This is a genomic window from Bradyrhizobium sp. UFLA03-84, assembly GCF_002289535.1.
Taxonomy (GTDB): Bacteria; Pseudomonadota; Alphaproteobacteria; order Rhizobiales; family Xanthobacteraceae; genus Bradyrhizobium; species Bradyrhizobium viridifuturi.
The window spans coordinates 292,723-309,043 of record NZ_NSJY01000009.1; the positions used below are offsets into that span (position 1 = coordinate 292,723).

The 16,321-nt window shown below is 66.5% G+C and carries 14 protein-coding genes; 4 read left to right on the forward strand and 10 right to left on the reverse strand.

All coding sequences use genetic code 11. The features are described 5' to 3' along the window. Positions 1–24 precede the first annotated feature (24 nt). On the reverse strand, positions 25–849 hold the full coding sequence (gene map, locus CK489_RS11495; protein WP_050426054.1) for a type I methionyl aminopeptidase: 825 nt from the start codon (positions 847–849) through the stop codon (positions 25–27). Between the two features lie 223 nt (positions 850–1,072). Then, positions 1,073–2,389, reverse strand: a complete 1,317-nt coding sequence (locus CK489_RS11500) for a mechanosensitive ion channel family protein (protein ID WP_198960902.1) — start codon at positions 2,387–2,389, stop codon at positions 1,073–1,075. A gap of 221 nt (positions 2,390–2,610) precedes the next feature. Here CK489_RS11500 and CK489_RS11505 point away from each other — a divergent pair, with 221 nt between their 5' ends. Beyond that, a complete protein-coding gene (locus CK489_RS11505) occupies positions 2,611–4,404 on the forward strand; it encodes a potassium/proton antiporter (protein ID WP_095732384.1) in 1,794 nt (597 codons plus the stop codon). A 7-nt stretch (positions 4,405–4,411) separates the two neighbouring features. On the opposite strand, the gene CK489_RS11510 is transcribed toward CK489_RS11505, so the two are convergent. From CK489_RS11510 to mepA, 6 genes are all read right to left on the reverse strand, one after another. Beyond that, on the reverse strand, positions 4,412–5,629 hold the full coding sequence (locus tag CK489_RS11510; protein WP_143278123.1) for a hypothetical protein: 1,218 nt from the start codon (positions 5,627–5,629) through the stop codon (positions 4,412–4,414). 94 nt (positions 5,630–5,723) lie between these two features. Beyond that, positions 5,724–6,395 (reverse strand): molybdenum ABC transporter ATP-binding protein, encoded by a 672-nt coding sequence (gene modC / locus CK489_RS11515; protein ID WP_050626868.1) that lies wholly within the window; start codon positions 6,393–6,395, stop codon positions 5,724–5,726. Positions 6,396–6,397: 2 nt separating this feature from the next. Then, the gene (modB, locus tag CK489_RS11520) at positions 6,398–7,093 is read right to left on the reverse strand and encodes a molybdate ABC transporter permease subunit (RefSeq protein ID WP_050626869.1); all 696 of its coding nucleotides are present in this window, start codon (positions 7,091–7,093) and stop codon (positions 6,398–6,400) included. Continuing rightward, positions 7,093–7,878: a molybdate ABC transporter substrate-binding protein gene (modA, locus tag CK489_RS11525; protein ID WP_095732386.1), complete on the reverse strand. Its 786-nt coding sequence runs from the start codon at positions 7,876–7,878 to the stop codon at positions 7,093–7,095. Before modA ends, modB begins: the two co-directional genes overlap by 1 nt. A gap of 193 nt (positions 7,879–8,071) precedes the next feature. After that, entirely contained in the window at positions 8,072–8,581 is a 510-nt protein-coding gene (locus CK489_RS11530; protein WP_095732387.1) for a hypothetical protein, read from the reverse strand. Positions 8,582–8,715: 134 nt separating this feature from the next. After that, positions 8,716–9,672, reverse strand: coding sequence for a penicillin-insensitive murein endopeptidase (gene mepA, locus CK489_RS11535; RefSeq protein WP_050626872.1), 957 nt, complete (start codon positions 9,670–9,672; stop codon positions 8,716–8,718). Positions 9,673–9,922: 250 nt separating this feature from the next. On the opposite strand from mepA, the gene CK489_RS11540 reads away from it, so the two are divergent. Next, the gene (locus CK489_RS11540) at positions 9,923–10,303 is read left to right on the forward strand and encodes a L,D-transpeptidase (protein WP_095732388.1); all 381 of its coding nucleotides are present in this window, start codon (positions 9,923–9,925) and stop codon (positions 10,301–10,303) included. Between the two features lie 332 nt (positions 10,304–10,635). Next, positions 10,636–12,840 (forward strand): putative bifunctional diguanylate cyclase/phosphodiesterase, encoded by a 2,205-nt coding sequence (locus CK489_RS11545; protein WP_095732389.1) that lies wholly within the window; start codon positions 10,636–10,638, stop codon positions 12,838–12,840. 126 nt (positions 12,841–12,966) lie between these two features. Here the strand turns inward: CK489_RS11545 and CK489_RS11550 are convergent, their stop codons facing one another. Further along, on the reverse strand, positions 12,967–13,413 hold the full coding sequence (locus tag CK489_RS11550) for a DUF1801 domain-containing protein (protein WP_050626918.1): 447 nt from the start codon (positions 13,411–13,413) through the stop codon (positions 12,967–12,969). Between the two features lie 137 nt (positions 13,414–13,550). On the opposite strand from CK489_RS11550, the gene CK489_RS11555 reads away from it, so the two are divergent. Continuing rightward, a complete protein-coding gene (locus tag CK489_RS11555; protein WP_157860887.1) occupies positions 13,551–14,288 on the forward strand; it encodes an RDD family protein in 738 nt (245 codons plus the stop codon). A gap of 62 nt (positions 14,289–14,350) precedes the next feature. On the opposite strand, the gene CK489_RS11560 is transcribed toward CK489_RS11555, so the two are convergent. Next, positions 14,351–16,318 carry a methyl-accepting chemotaxis protein gene (locus CK489_RS11560; protein WP_095732390.1) on the reverse strand — a complete coding sequence of 656 codons (1,968 nt, stop codon included), beginning with the start codon at positions 16,316–16,318 and terminating at the stop codon, positions 14,351–14,353. Positions 16,319–16,321 lie beyond the last annotated feature (3 nt).

Sequence of the window (16,321 nt, forward strand, 5' to 3'; positions counted from 1 at the left end):
GAGGTCGGCTAGACCTGCACCCAATTACACTTGCACCCACGGCTTCTCGCCGTGGCGTTCGGACAGGGTGAAGATCTCGACGCCGTCGGCGGTGACGCCGACCGAGTGCTCGAACTGTGCCGACAGCGAACGGTCGCGGGTCACCGCGGTCCAGCCGTCGGACAGGATCTTCACATGCGGCTTGCCGAGATTGATCATCGGCTCGATGGTGAAGAACATGCCGGGCTTCAGCGGCGCGCCTTCGCCGGGGCGGCCGATATGGATGATGTTCGGCTCGTCGTGGAACAGGCGGCCGAGGCCGTGGCCGCAGAAGTCGCGCACCACGCTCATGCCCTGCGGCTCGACGAAGCTCTGGATGGCGTGGCCGATATCGCCCGTGGTGGCGCCGGGCTTCACCGCGGCGATGCCGCGCATCATCGCCTCATAGGTCACTTCGATCAGCCGCTCCGCCTTCCGCGCGATGGCGCCGATCGCATACATCCGGCTCGAGTCGCCATACCAGCCGTCGACGATGAAGGTGACGTCGACATTGACGATGTCGCCTTCCTTCAGAGGGCGGTCGCCCGGCATGCCGTGGCAGACCACGTGATTGATCGAGGTGCAGGTCGAGTAGCGATAGCCGCGATACATCAGCGTCGCCGGATAGGCGCCGTGATCGAAGGCGAACTTGCGAACGAACTCGTCGATCACAGAGGTCGGGACCCCCGGCTTGACGATGTCGGTCAGCGCATCGAGGCATTTCGACACCAGGGCGCCCGCCTTGCGCATGCCGGCAAAGCCGCTCGGTCCGTGCAGCTTGATCTGGCCGGTCTTGCGAAGCGAGGTGTCGGTGGCGTCGATATAGCTCATGGGCGGGATGTTTCTGCGGGCAAGGGGCTGATTTCAGGCCCTAATTTAATGATCGGCGCGCCCGGCGCAAGCCAAGCTTGGGCATGGGGACAATGTCCACACGGCTTGATTCCAGGACAAAATCCGGAACAGCGGCCGCAATACCGCGCAAAACCGGGCTCTAGATTCCTGTTTTGACGCGTTTTCTTGACGCGAACCGGTGCCCACTTCGCTCGAAAACGCCTTAGCTGGAAACCTCGACCACGCTCTCGACCGGCAGCGCGCCGCCGCGGATGCGGAGTTCCCGCACCGGGTAGGGCACCCGGATGCCCTCCTGCTTGAAGGCATCCCACAGCGACAGCATGACGTCGCTCTTCACGCCGTCCATGCCGTCGGGGTCGGCGATCCAGAAGGTCAGCGAGAACTTCATCCCGGCCTCGGCGAACTCGGTCAGGATGCAGTTCGGGTTGCGGCCCTTGGTGGCGCGCGGATGGGCCGCGGCGGTTGCGATCGCGAGCTTGCAGACCTGCCGCGGATTGGCGTCGTAGTTGGTGGAGAAGGCGATCTTCACCAGCGTGTTCTTGTCGGTGTAGGTCCAGTTGGTGACCTTCTGCGTCACCAGGTCTTCGTTCGGGATCAGGAACTCGCGGCCGTCGCCGGCGGCGACCGAGATGTAGCGGGTCTTCATCGCGCTGATCCGGCCCGAATTGTCGCCGATCGTGACGAGGTCGCCCGGCTTCACCGATTTGTCGACCAGCAGGATCAGGCCGCTGATGAAGTTGGCGACGATCTTCTGCAAGCCGAGACCGATGCCGACGCCGGCCGCGCCGGTGAACACCGCGAGCGCGGAGAGGTTGATGCCGACCGCGCCGAGCGCGATCGCGATCGCCAGCACCATCAGGCCGATGCGGATGATCTTGACCAGCAGCACCTGGATCGACGGCGTCAGGTCGGTGGCCTTGTTGATGCGGCTTTCGGCGAAATTGCTGGCGAGGTTGGTCAGCCACAGCGCCACGATCAAGAGCGCGCCGGCCTTGATCAGCAGCAGCGGGGTGAGGCGGAGGCCGCCGACCACGATCGCATACGAATCCAGCGTATCGGCCGCCCAATCGAGCTGGCCGATGATGCTGAGCGCCGCGACCACCCAGGCCGCGATCGATACGGTTTTTACGATGAAGGCGTTGTCGATCACCGAGGTGACGAGCCGGATCATCAGCCAGGCCAGCGCCAGCTTGGCGGAGACCGCGATCAGATAGCTGCGGCTCGGCCAGGTGGCGTGCCACATCACGATGCGCGAGATCACCATCAGGACCGCGAACACCGCGGTGGAGGCGCTCGTCACCATCACGCGGGCGAAGTGCCGGAGCGGCAGCGGCCAGCGCGTCGCCAGCGTGGACAAGTTGACCCGCGCATGGATGGCGGTATCGGCGGCGTAGGCGAGGCCGGCGGCGGCGAGGATGATGCCGAACTGCAGATAGAACCAGGGCGAGGCGACCTCGGCGCCGACCGAGCGCAGCGCCGTTTGGATCGATTCCAGGACGTCCTTCCAGCTCATGTCCATCGGCAAAGTCTCAACTTGAAGTGCGGGTCAGGCAAAAGTGATTCGAATGGATGGAGAGAATCTCACAACGGCGCTCACCCGACCATCGATACACCACAGTGTCGGGGCGACCTAGAGTGAGCAAGAGCGGGCGGATTGCCGCTGAGGGCAGAAATCGGTTGGCGTCCCAGTGTGGCGACGATAAGGATGCAATTGCAAGTATTTGAGACTTCCGTAGGCGCATGGCATCCCTCGACTCCGTCAGTATAGCGATCCTGCTCGGCGCGGTGCTGGTGATGGCCGGCATCCTGTCGAGCCTGCTGGCGTTGCGGTTCGGCGCCCCCTTGCTGCTGGTGTTCTTGCTGGTCGGCATGCTGGCGGGCGATTCCGGCCCCGGTCGCCTGCAGTTCGACGACGTTCGCACCACCTATCTGGTCGGCTCGGTGGCGCTGGCGCTGATCCTGTTCGACGGCGGATTGAAGACGCGTTTCGCCAGCATCCGCACCGTGCTGGCGCCCTCGATGATGCTGGCGACCGCCGGCGTGCTGCTGACCGCGCTGATCACGGCGCCGGTCGCCCGTTACGTGCTCGACCTCAACTGGACCGAGTCGCTGCTGGTCGGCGCCGTCGTGGCCTCAACCGACGCCGCGGCGGTGTTCCTGCTGGTGCACACCCAGGGCCTGCGGCTGCGTCCCCGCGTCGGCGCCACGCTGGAGGCGGAGTCCGGCACCAACGATCCGTTCGCGATCTTCCTCACCCTGATGCTGGTCGAGTTCATCTCGATCGGCCAGAGCTCGGCCTCGCACATCGCGATGGAGTTCATCCAGGAAGCCGTGCTCGGCGCCGTCATCGGGGTGATCGGCGGGCGGCTGGTGGTGATTGCGCTGAATTACGTCGCGCTGCCGCAGGGCCTGCATGCGCCGTTCGTCACGACGGCGGCGCTGGTGATCTTCGGCGGTTCGCAGATCGTGCATGCCTCGGGATTCCTCGCGGTCTATCTCGCCGGTATCATCATCGGCAACCGGCCGACCCGCGCGCATAATTCGGTGGTGACGTTCCTCGATGCGGCGACCTGGCTGGCCCAGATCGTGATGTTCGTGCTGCTCGGCCTCTTGGTCTCGCCGCATCGTCTGCTGTCCAGCGCCGGCGGCGCGGTGCTGGTGGCGTTCGCGCTGATGCTGGTGGCGCGGCCGCTCGCGGTCCTGATCTGCCTCGCGCCGTTCAAGTTCAACTGGCGGGAGAAGGTCTTCATCGCCTGGACCGGCCTGCGCGGCGCGGTTGCGATCTTCCTTGCCTCGATCCCGATGCTGGTCGGCCTGTCGAAGGCCTATCTCTATTTCGACGTCGCCTTCGTCGTCGTCATCATCTCGCTGCTGCTGCAGGGCTGGACATTGGCGCCGGCGGCGCGCCGTCTGCACGTCGCGCTGCCGCGCGCCGAGCGCGGCCCGCGCCGTGTCGAACTGGATCTGCCCGGCCAGCTCGAGCAGCAGCTGGTCGGCTATCCGGTTCGGCCGAAGAGCCTGTATTTCCGCCGCGGGCTGATCCCGTCCTGGTCGAAGCCGACATTGGTTATCCGCGACGAGCGGATCCTGACACCTGTCGAGGCCGATCCGGTGGCGCCCGGCGACTACATCTATTTGCTGGCGCCGCCGGAGCGCGCCGAGGCGCTCGACCGTTTCTTCGTCGACATGGCGCCCTCGAGCGCGCCCGATCCGCATCTGCTCGGCGACTTCATGGTGTCCGGTGAGCATACGCTCGGCGAACTCGCCGAGATCTACGGCGTCAAGGTTGACGAGAACACCGCCAAGCTGACGCTTGCGGATTATTTCGACATCAATCTCGACCGCGCGCCGAAGGAAGGCGCCGAGCTTGCGCTCGACGAGATCGTGCTGGTGGCGCGCAGCATCAGCGGCGGTCGCGTCAATGTCGTCGGCCTGCGCCTGCCGGAGGAAGAGGAGGAGGTCGCGCCGCAGACGCGGATGCAGACCGTCCGGCGCAAGCTCGCCGACATCTGGGCGTCGGTGGCGGGGGTCTGAGCCGCCGTCACTGCTTGCGCAGGAAGTTCGAATCCGGGGCGAACTTCTTGATCATGTCGGACAGGCCATCGTCGGCCGGTGGACCCTTCGACGCCGCGTCCGGCTTGGACTCATCCTTCAACTTCTGGCCTGAGATCTCGGCCAGCGCCGCGAGCAGCGTCTCGTCGAGATTGTCGGCCGCCGTCTTCGCGGGCGGTGTCTTGGCCGGCGGCGTGTCGGCGAGCGGCGGCGGAGCGGATTTCGGCGCGGTGGGTGCGATGACCCGGATCTCCGGCTCGCCCTTCACCGCAGGTTGCGTTGGCTCCGGAATCGGGGCTGGCTTCGATCCGTCCGCCCGCCTGGCGGCGGCCTCACTGACGGCGGCGATCAACGATGCTTCGAGGTCGGCCGGCGTCTCCACCGGCATGGCGGGTGGTGCAGCCGGCATTGGTGGCGGCTCGGCGGGCTTCGCGTCCCGGGGCGCGCGACCGAACAGCGGTTCCCGCTGGCTCGCTGTCGATGGCCGGCTGTCGGTCGCCTTGCCGTGATCCTTGGCAGGCTTGAAGAGACCGGCGCGTTCGGCGGCGATCCTGGCGGTCGCCTCCTCGACCGTGGCGAGCAGAGATGTTTCCAGTGCATCGGCGGACTTGGCCGGAGGTGCCGGCGGTGGCGTAGCCGGCCTTGCGGCGGGGGCAGATACCCGCGGCTCCGGCCGGGGCGGCAGCGGCGGCGGCGATCCCTCGGCTTGCGCGGGCGGCGGGGCCGGCTGGCCGTCCCGGGCGCGCGCGATGATGCCGTCGACGATCGCGCCGAGGCGGCTCTTGTCGGGGGCGGCGAGATAGCTTGCCGCGAGCTCATCGACGTATTGCGGGCCATAGTCGGTCAGCACCTTGGCAAGCTGCGCGAGATCGGGATCGCTCTCGATCAGCCGGCGCCAGGTCTGCCGGTCGTAGGGGGCATCCCCCTTCTTGTCGGGCCAGGCCACCCGGCGCGGCTGACGCTGCGGCCCGTTGTCCTGGCCGGTGACCGGGTCGAGGGTCGGCGGCTGCAGCCCGGAGCTGAGGCGCGGAGGGGTAAATCCCGCGGCGCCGGCCGGCACGGCGTCACCCGCCGGGTGGCGTCGGCGTTCGGCGACCTGCAGCGAGATCAGGCCGATGCCCATCAGCAGGAAGCCGAGCGCGGCCCACGAAATCGTGGCGCATAGCAGTCCGCCGATCAGCAGCAATACCCAGCCAGTCAGTCGCACGATGCACCTTTCCCCATGCCCGATCGGGATGTCCCGGCGCGGGCCTAGCAGACAAGATGGGCTATCTTATGCCGACTTTCGGAAAAACGGCCAGCTACCCGCCCGCCGTCAACACCTTAACACCGCCGAATGCGGTGACCTGGCCGCCGCGCAGCATCACGATCTGGGTGGCGAGCTGGCGCAGCTCGGCCGCGTCGTGGCTGACATAGACCATCGGGACGCCGGCCTCGTCGCGCAGCCGGACCAGATAGGGCAGGATCTCGAGCTTGCGGCTTTCGTCGAGCGCGCCCAGCGGCTCGTCGAGCAGCAGCAGCCGCGGCTTGGACAGCAGCGCCCGGCCGAGCGCGACGCGCTGCCGCTCGCCGCCCGAGAGCTTGCCGGGGCGGCGGTCGAGCAGGGCGCCGATGTCGAGCAAATCGATGACGCGCTTGTGCTGCGCGGGGTCTTCAGCGAGGCCGTTCATGCGGCGGCCGTAGTCGAGGTTCTGCCTGATATCGAGATGCGGAAACAGCCGCGCGTCCTGAAAGACGTAGCCGATGCGACGGCGCCAGGTCGGCACATGGATGCCGGCCGCGGTATCGTCGACGGTCTCGCCGTCGATCACGATGGACCCGCGATCCGGACGCAGCAGCCCCGCGATGGTGTTGATCAACGACGTCTTGCCGGAGCCGGACGCGCCGAACAGGCCGGTGACGCGGCCCTCGCTGGTGAACGAGGCCGCGAGCGAGAACTCTCCAAGCTGCTTCTGGATGTCGACGCGCAGCATCGCTATTGCCCATGCAGGCGCGCGGTGGCGCGGCGCGCAAACACTTCGGCCGCGATCAATGCGCCGACCGCGAGCACGACTGAGATGATCACGAGCCGCGCGGCGGCGGTGTCGCCGTCGGGTGTCTGGATCAGCGAATAGATCGCCGACGAAATGGTCTGGGTCTCGCCGGGGATGTTGGAGACGAAGGTGATGGTCGCGCCGAACTCGCCGATCGCCTTGGCGAAGCCGAGCACCATTCCCGCCAGCACGCCGGGCAGCGCCAGCGGCAGCGTCACCGTCGCGAACACCCGCCAGGGCGCGGCGCCGAGCGTCTCCGCGGCCTGTTCGAGGCGGCGGTCGACGGCTTCGATCGAGAGGCGGATCGGCCGCACCAGCAGCGGAAACGACATCACGCCGCACGCGAGCGCAGCGCCGGTCCAGCGGAACGCGAACACGATGCCGAGATGATCGGCGAGCCAGCCGCCGACCAGGCCGCGCTTGCCGAAGGTCAGGAGCAGCAGATAGCCGGTGACGACCGGCGGCAGCACCAGCGGCAAATGCACGACGGCGTCGAGCAGCGACTTGCCCCAGAAATCGCGCCGCGCCAGCAGCCAGGCGAGCGCGATCCCGAACGGCGTCGCCACCAGCGTTGCGATGACGGCGACCCGCAGCGACAGCAGGATCGCCGTCCATTCTGTCGGCGAGATCTCGAACATCAGGTGGTCGGGCTGATCAGGAACTTGAAGCCGTATTTCTCGAGGATCGCCTTCGCCGTCGACGAGCGCAGGAAGGCGAGATAGTCTGATGTCTCGGGCTTTGCGGTTGTCGTCGCTGCGACCGGATAGATGATCGCGGGATGGGTGTCGGCCGGGAAGGTGCCGACGATCTTGACGCCCGGCTCGACCTTTGCGTCGGTCGAATAGACGATGCCGAGCACGGCTTCGCCGCGCGCCACCAGCGTCAGCGCCGCGCGGACGCTCTCGGCCATCGCGAATTTCGACTCCGCGGCCTGCCAGGCGCCGAGCTTCTCCAGCGCGGCCTTGGCGTATTTGCCGACCGGCACCGCCTTGACGTCGCCGGTTGCGATCCTGCCGTCACCGGCGAGCTTGGCGAGGTCGAAGCCGGGTCCGATGTTGACGTTATCGATTTTGGAATCCTTCGGCGCGATCAGCACGATCGAGTTGCCGAGCAGGTTGACCCGCGTCGGCTCGTTGATGTTCTTGTGCTTGATCGCATAGTCCATCCAGTCGGTGTCGGCGGAGACGAACACGTCGGCCGGCGCGCCCTGCTCGATCTGTTTCGCCAGTGCGGAGGTCGCCGCATAGCTGGCGCTGATCTTGACGCCGGTCTTGGCGGTATAGGCGGCATCGATCTCATCGAGTGCATTCTTCATCGAGGCCGCGGCGAACACGGTGAGCGTCTTGTCCTCGGCTCGCGCGGGCGAATGGATCGCGCCGAGCAGCATGACGAAGGCGGTGAAAAGTCCGGCAACTCGTGACATGGAAAGCGCTCCGTGCAAGTTCGCGCGCAAGCGGACGCGCGCAAATCAGGCGTTAAATGAGGTCTGGCCCGCGACGGACGGAAGCGCTGTTCCGCTGGTCCCCAACAGGACTTACGGTCCTCGGGGATATCGCACTGCGAACATAGCAGGCTGAGGCTTACGGTAAAGGCGATCGTTTGTCTAACCGATCGTCCTATTCATCCGAGGGCTGGATCACAATCGACAGCGAGTTCTCTTTTGAGCCGCTGACCTGCAGCACGAAAGGGCTGGCCGCGAGGTCGTATTTCATGGTCTTGCGGATACCGTCACAATCGGTCGCGCCGCTGAACGCTTTCGGCTTCAGGAAATGCCCGTCCTGCACCAGGTCGACCCAGGCGCCGGCCGACAGGCTGACGGTATAGAGCCCGGCCTTCGGCGCGGCCTTGAAGCTGGTGAAGCCGGCGAAGCTGCCGTCCTTCGGTGCGCGCTCCGGCGGCGACGGCAATTTGGCATCGCCTGGGGCCACCAGCGCCAGCGTGATGGCGGTTGGCGGCAGCGCGGCCTGCTCGCTGCCCGAGGTGAGCTTGACGCGATCGGGCGCGGTGAGTGCGGCGCGCGCGCGGTCGATCGACCATTTGAACTTGTCGCAACCGCTCGGCTCCTCCGCTGCGAAGGCGGGAATGGATACGAGCAGGAGCGATGCGGCGAGGAGCGATCTGCGCATGTCTGATCCAATGCAATTGTGACGGATGAAAACAGATCGGCGGCCCCGATCCATCGCGCGATCGCGCTTACGGCGCGACGAGGCGAGATCATAACTTACTTCGAGCCGACCGGCATAGCCGCCTGACGAAGATGTTATTGCTCTGAATGTTTGGCGTCGGGTGCGTTCAGCACCGTCCTGCACCCCGCCGGCATCTGCGCCAGCGTCATCGGCGGGTGTGGCTTCGGCGGTTTCGGCGGCGGCTTCGGATGCAGCACCGAGTCCTTGAACCAGAAGGCGAGATCGGACGGCTTGCAGCCTTCGCCTTCGGTCTGCGGCTTCTGCGCTTCGCATTGCGGGCTGCCGGGCGGACATCGCATGCGGATGTGGAAGTGGTAGTCGTGCCCCCACCACGGCCGGATCTTCGACAGCCAGCTGCGGTCGCCCTTGGCCTCGCGGCACAGCGCCTTCTTGATCGCCGGATTGACGAAGATGCGCTGCACCGCCGGCTCGCGCGCCGCGTCGCGGATGACGAGAACATGACCTGGGGTGAAGACGCGCGGATCGATATCGAGCCGGTCGTCGCGCACCATCATCACCGCCGACATCTCCTCGCGATCCTCGCGCGACAATCTGCGATCCGGCATCGGCGTCAGCCAGATGTCGGCGTCGAGACCGATCTGGTGGCTGGCGTGACCGGAGATCGCGGGACCGCCGCGCGGCTGGCCGATGTCGCCGACCAGGATGCCGGGCCAGCCGGCGTCCCTGTGCGCGTCGGCCGCCAGCCGCTTCAATAGCGCGATCATGGCGGGGTGACCCCAATAGCGGTTGCGCGACAGCCGCATCACCTGCCAGGTGGCGCCGTTGAGCGGCATCTGCGCGGCGCCGGCGAGGCAGCCCTTGGTGTAGCCGCCGATCGATTGGGTCGGCATCGCTGCCGGCAGCACCTTGCGGGCGAACAGCTGCTTCGCCCCGATCGTCGGATCGTTAGGGTTGGCGAGCGGCGGCAATGGCTGCGGATTGAGCGAGCCCTTGTCCTGCGCCCGCGCGGAGATGGTGCAGGCAACGAGGGCGGAGATCAGGAGCGGGATCAGACGCAGGCGGGATGTCATTCGGATCACTCTGTCCACGCAAGGCTAGCATGGATTCGTGCTGGACGAACCGCGCTCTCATCCCATTTGCTTGATCGCCCACAGGGCGGATTAAGATTACCCGCGACTTCCGGTTCCGGATGTGAGCCGCGCCACTTTACAACTGCGCCGCGGGCGACATCATGCGCGCAATAATTTCAGGGCAGGCGTTTTTATGACAAGCGTATCTTGCGTGCGGCCGGCAATTGCTGCCGCGATTGCCGCATTGACGATGACGCTCTCGCCGGCGCGAGCCGACGTCGTCGTTCACATCGATAAATCGTCGCAGCGCATGGCGGTCAGCGTCGACGGCGCGCCGCGCTACAACTGGCCGGTGTCGACTGGGCGCCGTGGCTACGGCACGCCGAACGGCGTGTTCCGTCCGCAGATGCTGGCGCGCCGCTGGTACTCGCGGAAGTACTACAACTCGCCGATGCCGTACTCGATCTTCTTCCATGGCGGCTTCGCGATCCACGGCACCTATGAGCTCACGCGTCTCGGCGGACCGGCCTCGCATGGTTGCGTGCGCCTGAATCCCTCGCACGCGGCGCTGCTCTATGGGCTGGTCGAGCGCAACGGCCGCGGCGGCACGCGGATCGAGATCACCAACTGACTCCGCAAGACGGGTTAACCCTCGCGCCTTAACCCCGCGATAACCTTGTCACACGCTGGCAAACATTGATGCGCTGGCGGCGCTTTTCGGCGCATTCATGTGCAGGCAGGCGCAGGTTTACTCTTCCTTCACCACGCTCCGGCGCCTTGGCGCTGCAAATCTGCGCTGTCGGCCGCGTGCGCAGTGCCGGCCACTCGCGCGCGGCGTGAACGCGCCTCCTAAGCAGGCATGCTGCGGCTTCTCAACGCGCGCAGCTATTCGTCAAGAGATACCAATTTTTCAGAGACTTATCGCAGAAATGTCGCCGAACTGGAATGCGCGTGGGGCGTGCGATGCCGATGATGCGGCCGAAGAAGATCAAGAAACCAAAGCAGGCCAAACTGTCGGGCCGGCCGGGCCGCCGGCCCAAGCCGGTGCCGAGACTGTCGGGCAGTTCGCGCCGTACCGCTGTCGAGATCGGCGAGCTGGTGCGCCAGCGCGCGCAGGCCGAGGCGGCGATCGCCGACGCCCGCACGTCCAACGCGCGGCTGCGCGAGGCGGTCGACATCCTTCCGCAAGGCATCGTGTTCCTGGACTCCGAAGGCCGCTATCTGCTCTGGAACAAGAAATACGCGGAAATCTACAAGCGCAGCTCCGATCTGTTCGAGCACGGTGCGCGTCTCGAAGACACCATCCGCATCGGCGTCGCGCGCGGCGACTATCCCGAGGCGATAGGGCGCGAGGAAGAGTGGATCGCCGAGCGGCTCCAGAAGATGTACCAGCCGGGCGAGCGGCACGAGCAGGTCCTGGCCGATGGCCGCGTGGTGCTGATCGAGGAGCGATTGACCTCGGATGGCGGCATCGTCGGCCTGCGCGTCGACATCACCGAACTGAAGCAGCGCGAGGCGTCGTTCCGTCTGCTGTTCGAAGGCAACCCGGTGCCGATGATCCTGTGCGCGCTCGACGGTGAACGGATCCTGGCGGTGAACGACGCGGCGATCGCGCATTACGGCTATGTGCGTGCCGAATTCGAGAAGATGACGATCAAGAGCCTGCAGGCGTTCGATCCCGAGCTGCCCTGGGCCGCCGGCCGCAGCAGCGACGAGCAGGCGGCGCGGACCTGGAAGCATGTGCGTGCGGACGGCACGCTGATCGACCTTGCGATCTATTCGCGCCAGCTGATGCATGGCGACCAGCCGGCGATGCTGCTCGCGCTGATGGACATCACCGAGCGCAAGCGCGCCGAGGCGCGGCTCGCCTTCATGGCCCAGCACGACAGCCTGACCGGCCTGCCGAACCGCAACCTGCTGCGCCAGCAGATGGAGGAGATGCTGCAGCACACCCGACGCTCGACCGACAAGGTCGCGGTGCTGATGCTGGGGCTCGACAATTTCAAGGCGGTCAACGACACGCTCGGCCACGGCATCGGCGACAAGCTGCTGCGCGGGGTTGCCAAGCGCCTGCGCTCGACGCTGCGCGAGGAGGATGCGCTCGCCCGTCTGAACTCCGATGAGTTCACCGTCGTGCAGGGCGGCGTGATGCGACCCGAGGACGCCGTGCTGCTGGCGCGGCGGATCCTGGATGCGATCGGCGAGCCCTATCTGCTCGAAGGACATTCGGTGGTGATTGGCGCCAGCATCGGGATCGCGATGTCGCCCGGCGACGGCGAGGATTCCGAAAAGCTGCTGAAGAGCGCCGACATGGCGCTGTCGCGCGCCAAGAGCGATTTCCGCGGCACCTTCTCGTTCTTCGAGGCCGAGATGGATGCGCGCGCCCAGAGCCGCCGCAAGATCGAGATCGACCTGCGCGATGCGATCCAGAACGAAGGCCTGCAGCCCTACTACCAGCCGCTGGTCGATCTCACCAGCGGACGCATCACCGGCCTCGAGGCGCTGGTGCGCTGGCCGCATCCGGAGCGCGGCATGATCTCGCCCGGCGAGTTCATCCCGGTGGCCGAGGAAACCGGCCTGATCAATCCGCTGGGCAGCCTGATGCTGCATCGTGCCTGCATGGACGCCGCGCAATGGCCCGACGACGTGCGCGTCGCCGTCAATCTGTCGCCGCTGCAATTCCGTACCGGCAATCTGCTGGCGCTGGTCACCGATGCGCTGCGGCAATCCGGCCTGCCGGCGCGGCGGCTCGAGCTCGAGATCACCGAGACGCTGCTGCTCGAGAAGAGCAGCCAGGTGCTGGCGACGCTGCATGCGCTGCGCGCGCTCGGGGTGCGGATGTCGATGGACGATTTCGGCACCGGCTATTCGAGCCTCAGCTATCTGCGCAGCTTTCCGTTCGACAAGATCAAGATCGACCAGTCGTTCGTGCGCGACCTCGGCGCCAACCCGGACGCGCAGGCGATCGTGCGGTCGATCGTCAGCCTCGGCGTCGGGCTCGGCGTCACCATCACCGCCGAGGGCGTTGAGACCGAGGCGGAGTTGAGCTGCCTGCGCGCGGAGGGCTGCCACGAGGGCCAGGGCTTCCTGTTCAGCCGCGCCCGGCCGAACGCCGAGGTCGTCAGCCTGCTGAAGGCGCAGCGCGTCGCGACGGCGCTGGTGGCGTAGAAACTCTGTACTCTCCGCGTCATTGCGAGGAGCGAAGCAACGAAGCAATCCATCGTCCCGCATGCGTGGAAGCATGGATTGCTTCGCTTCGCTCGCAATGACGGCGGAGAGGATTGCGCCCGATCGCTAAGACCTTCGTCTGTTCAAATGATAGGTCAGCGCCAGCGCCACGCAGTGGCGCAGCGCTGCCTCCGGAAGCTTGCCTCCGACGTCGAGCAGGATCGCGCGGTTGCCGCTGTAGCTGAGCTCGGGATAGAGCTCGCGGAAGGTCTCGACCAGATTGGTCTGGCAGTGGAAATAGACCGCGACCTGATCGGTGGCCGGCTTCACCTGGTCGATCCGGATCGTGCTGCCGCTGCCGGTCTCCGGCGTCAGGTAGCTCGGCTGGCTCCATTTCAGCGTCTCTTCCAGCGCGCCGACGCCCTTGGTCGCCTTCGCGGTCTCGAAGATCAGCCGCCGCAACGCCAGCAGCTTGGCCTTGACGGGGGCAGGGTAGGCGCCGAACAGCGTCTCTGCGGAGGCGGCATTGCCCTGGCGCGGCTTCTTCGTCACGCTGGTGCTCGATTTCTTCATCGGTCCGGTCATGGTTGCTTTTGCAGGCGTGCGGAGAAACTAGGCTAACCGCCCGCCGCGTGATAGCCCTTGCTTGAACCTTCGCCGTCATCGTCTCGTCTGATAGGCAGGAGACGTACGAGAGCGGGATGAACCCGATGAGCGTTGCCAGCACCGTTCCATCCGCGGCGGCCGCGCCGCTCTATGCGCGGTTCTCTCGCCGCTTTCGCGGCATCTTCATCGATTGGATCGTCACGCTGCTGACGATCGCCGGCGCGTTGCTGGTGGCGTCCACGGTAGCGATCGACTCCGTTTCGCGTGCGCTCGGGTTCGCCGTGATCGCAGCCCTGGTGCTTTACGAGCCGGTCCTGGTGTCATTCACCGGCGGCACCGTCGGGCATCATCTCACCAATCTGCGCGTGGTCGACGACGCGACCGGCGGCAATGTCGGCTTCCTGAAGGCCTGCGCGCGGCTCCTGATCAAGAGCTTCCTCGGCTGGTACTCGTTCGTCATCATCGCGGCAACCCGCCGCAACCAGGCGATCCACGATCTGGTGACACGGTCGACGGTGCAGATTCGCGATCCCGCGAAGGCGCGACCGGGCCAGTTTGTCACCGAGCGGATTGAAGAGACGCGCGCGTCCCTGATGCCGGCGCGCTGGCAGCGCATCCTGGTGACACTGCTGTATCTGCTGCTCACATTCTTTTTCGTCACCTTGCTCGCCGTGATCGCCGAGACGCTGCTGGGAGGCTGTGCGTTCCACTCTTGCGCGCCCGTGCTAAGGGTCGTCGGCCTCGTCCTCGATGTCGGGCTGCTGCTGGCAATGGCGGGGATCATCGCACTGGGCTGGAAGGGCAAGCTGCCCGGCGCGCGGGTCAGCCGCGCCTCACGATGACAGCGCCTTGAACGTCATATAGAGCGCCATCAGCGACACCACGACGTCGCTGGGTCCATCGCTCAGGCCGCGTTGCGCAGTCCGGCGAGGAATGTATCGACGCTATGCGAAAGCGCGGAGGCGTGATCGCCGAGCTGGCCTGATGTATCCAGCACGGTGCCGGTGAGCGCCCGCGATTGGCCGGCGGCCTGGCTCGCGCCCGCGATATTGGCGGAGACCTCGACGGTCCCTGAGGAGGCCTGCTGCACGCTGCGGGCGATCTCCCGCGTCGCCGAATCCTGCTGCTCGACGGCGGCTGCGATCGCGGTGGCGATGCCGGAGATCTCGCGGATGGTGCCGCTGATGTCGCCGATCGCGCTGACGCAATTGCCGGTGGCCGACTGGATCGCGCCGACCTGGCCGGCGATCTCGTCGGTCGCCTTCGCGGTCTGGCTCGCCAGTTCCTTCACCTCTGACGCGACCACGGCGAAGCCGCGACCGGCCTCGCCGGCGCGCGCGGCCTCGATGGTGGCGTTGAGCGCCAGCAGATTGGTCTGGCTCGCGATCGCGCTGATCAGGCGCAGCACGTCGCCGATCTTCTCGGCGGATGCGGCAAGGCTCGTCACCATCTCGGTGGTTTCCATCGCCTTGGCCACCGCATTGTCGGCGACGCGGCTGGAATGGGTGACCTGGCGGCCGATCTCGGTGATCGAGGACGCCAGCTCCTCGGTTGCGGCGGCGACCGCATTGACGCTGGCCGACGCCTCCTCGGACGCGGCGGCTGCCGCTGCGGTCCGTTCCGAGGTGCCGTTGACGCTGGTGGTGATCTCGCCCGCGACGCGCTGCATGTCGCCCGACGAGCGCGCGACGGCGGCGACCATGCCCTTGACGTCGGCTTCGAAGCGGTCGGCCATCTGCCGCTGCAGCGCCTGCTTGTCGGCCGCAGCCTTCACCTTGTCGGCCTCCTGCGCATCGCGCAGCGACGAGGTTTCGAGCATACTGCGGCGGAACACATCGACCGCCTTCGCCATCGTGCCGAGTTCGTCGCGGCGCTCGCTGCCGGGGATCGTGACGCTGGTGTCGCCGCTGGACAGGCGGTTCATGACCGCGGTGATCGCGATGAGCGGCCGTGACAGGCCGCGGCCGAGCAGGAATGCGAGCAGCACGGCTGCGGCCAGGATCGCGACCACGCCGAGGATCAGATTGCGCTGCGCGCTCGCCGCCGCGGCTGCATAGTCGCTGGTGTCCTTGATGATCTCGAGCACGGCGACCGGTTCGCCGGCATAGTTCTTGATCTGGCCGAGATAGAGCTCGACCGCATGGCCGTCGAGAACAGCGTCGCGCAGCACGGCGGCACCGCTCATCACGCTCTTGAGCTCGTCCTGGGTCGCGACCGCGGTGTCGCCGAAGGTCGAGGACAGCCGCTTGAAGCCCTGGCCGTCGAACGAATGCACCGCGAGGTCGATGCCGAAGCGCTTCTTGGCGCGGTCGACGAATTCCTTGCCGAAGGCGACGCCGATGTCGACATTGCCCAGCGTCTTGCCGTCGCGCATGACCGGGGTCATGCCGAAGATCGAAAGCGCCTCGCGGCCCGGCTCGACGCCGACGATCGGCTTGCCGGCCTTGATCGATTCCACCACCGTGGTGCGCCGCGTCGAGGCGTCGTCGCCGAAGGTTTTCGGCGCGTGGACCCGGTAGAAGCTCGTCGCCGGGGCCTGCCAGAACGAGATCAGCGGGATGCCCTGCGCCTTGATCGACGCCCAGGGAGCGCCGAGCAGCTTGCCGAGCCCATCGCGATCGCCCTTGGCGATGGCATCCTCGACCGGCGGCAGGGCGGCGATGGCTGCCGAGACTGCAAGCGCAGTGCGGCCTTCATAGTCGATCGCCGCAATGACGCTGTCATATTGCAGCTTGAGCTGCTGATCGAGCGCGAGCCGGGTCAGTGCGCGCTGCTGGCTGATCGAGAAGCCGCCGAGGATGGCGCAGGCGACTGCGACGGTAAGTGAAATCGCCAGGATCAGGCGGGCGGCAATCGATCGAAGCGTGAACATGGG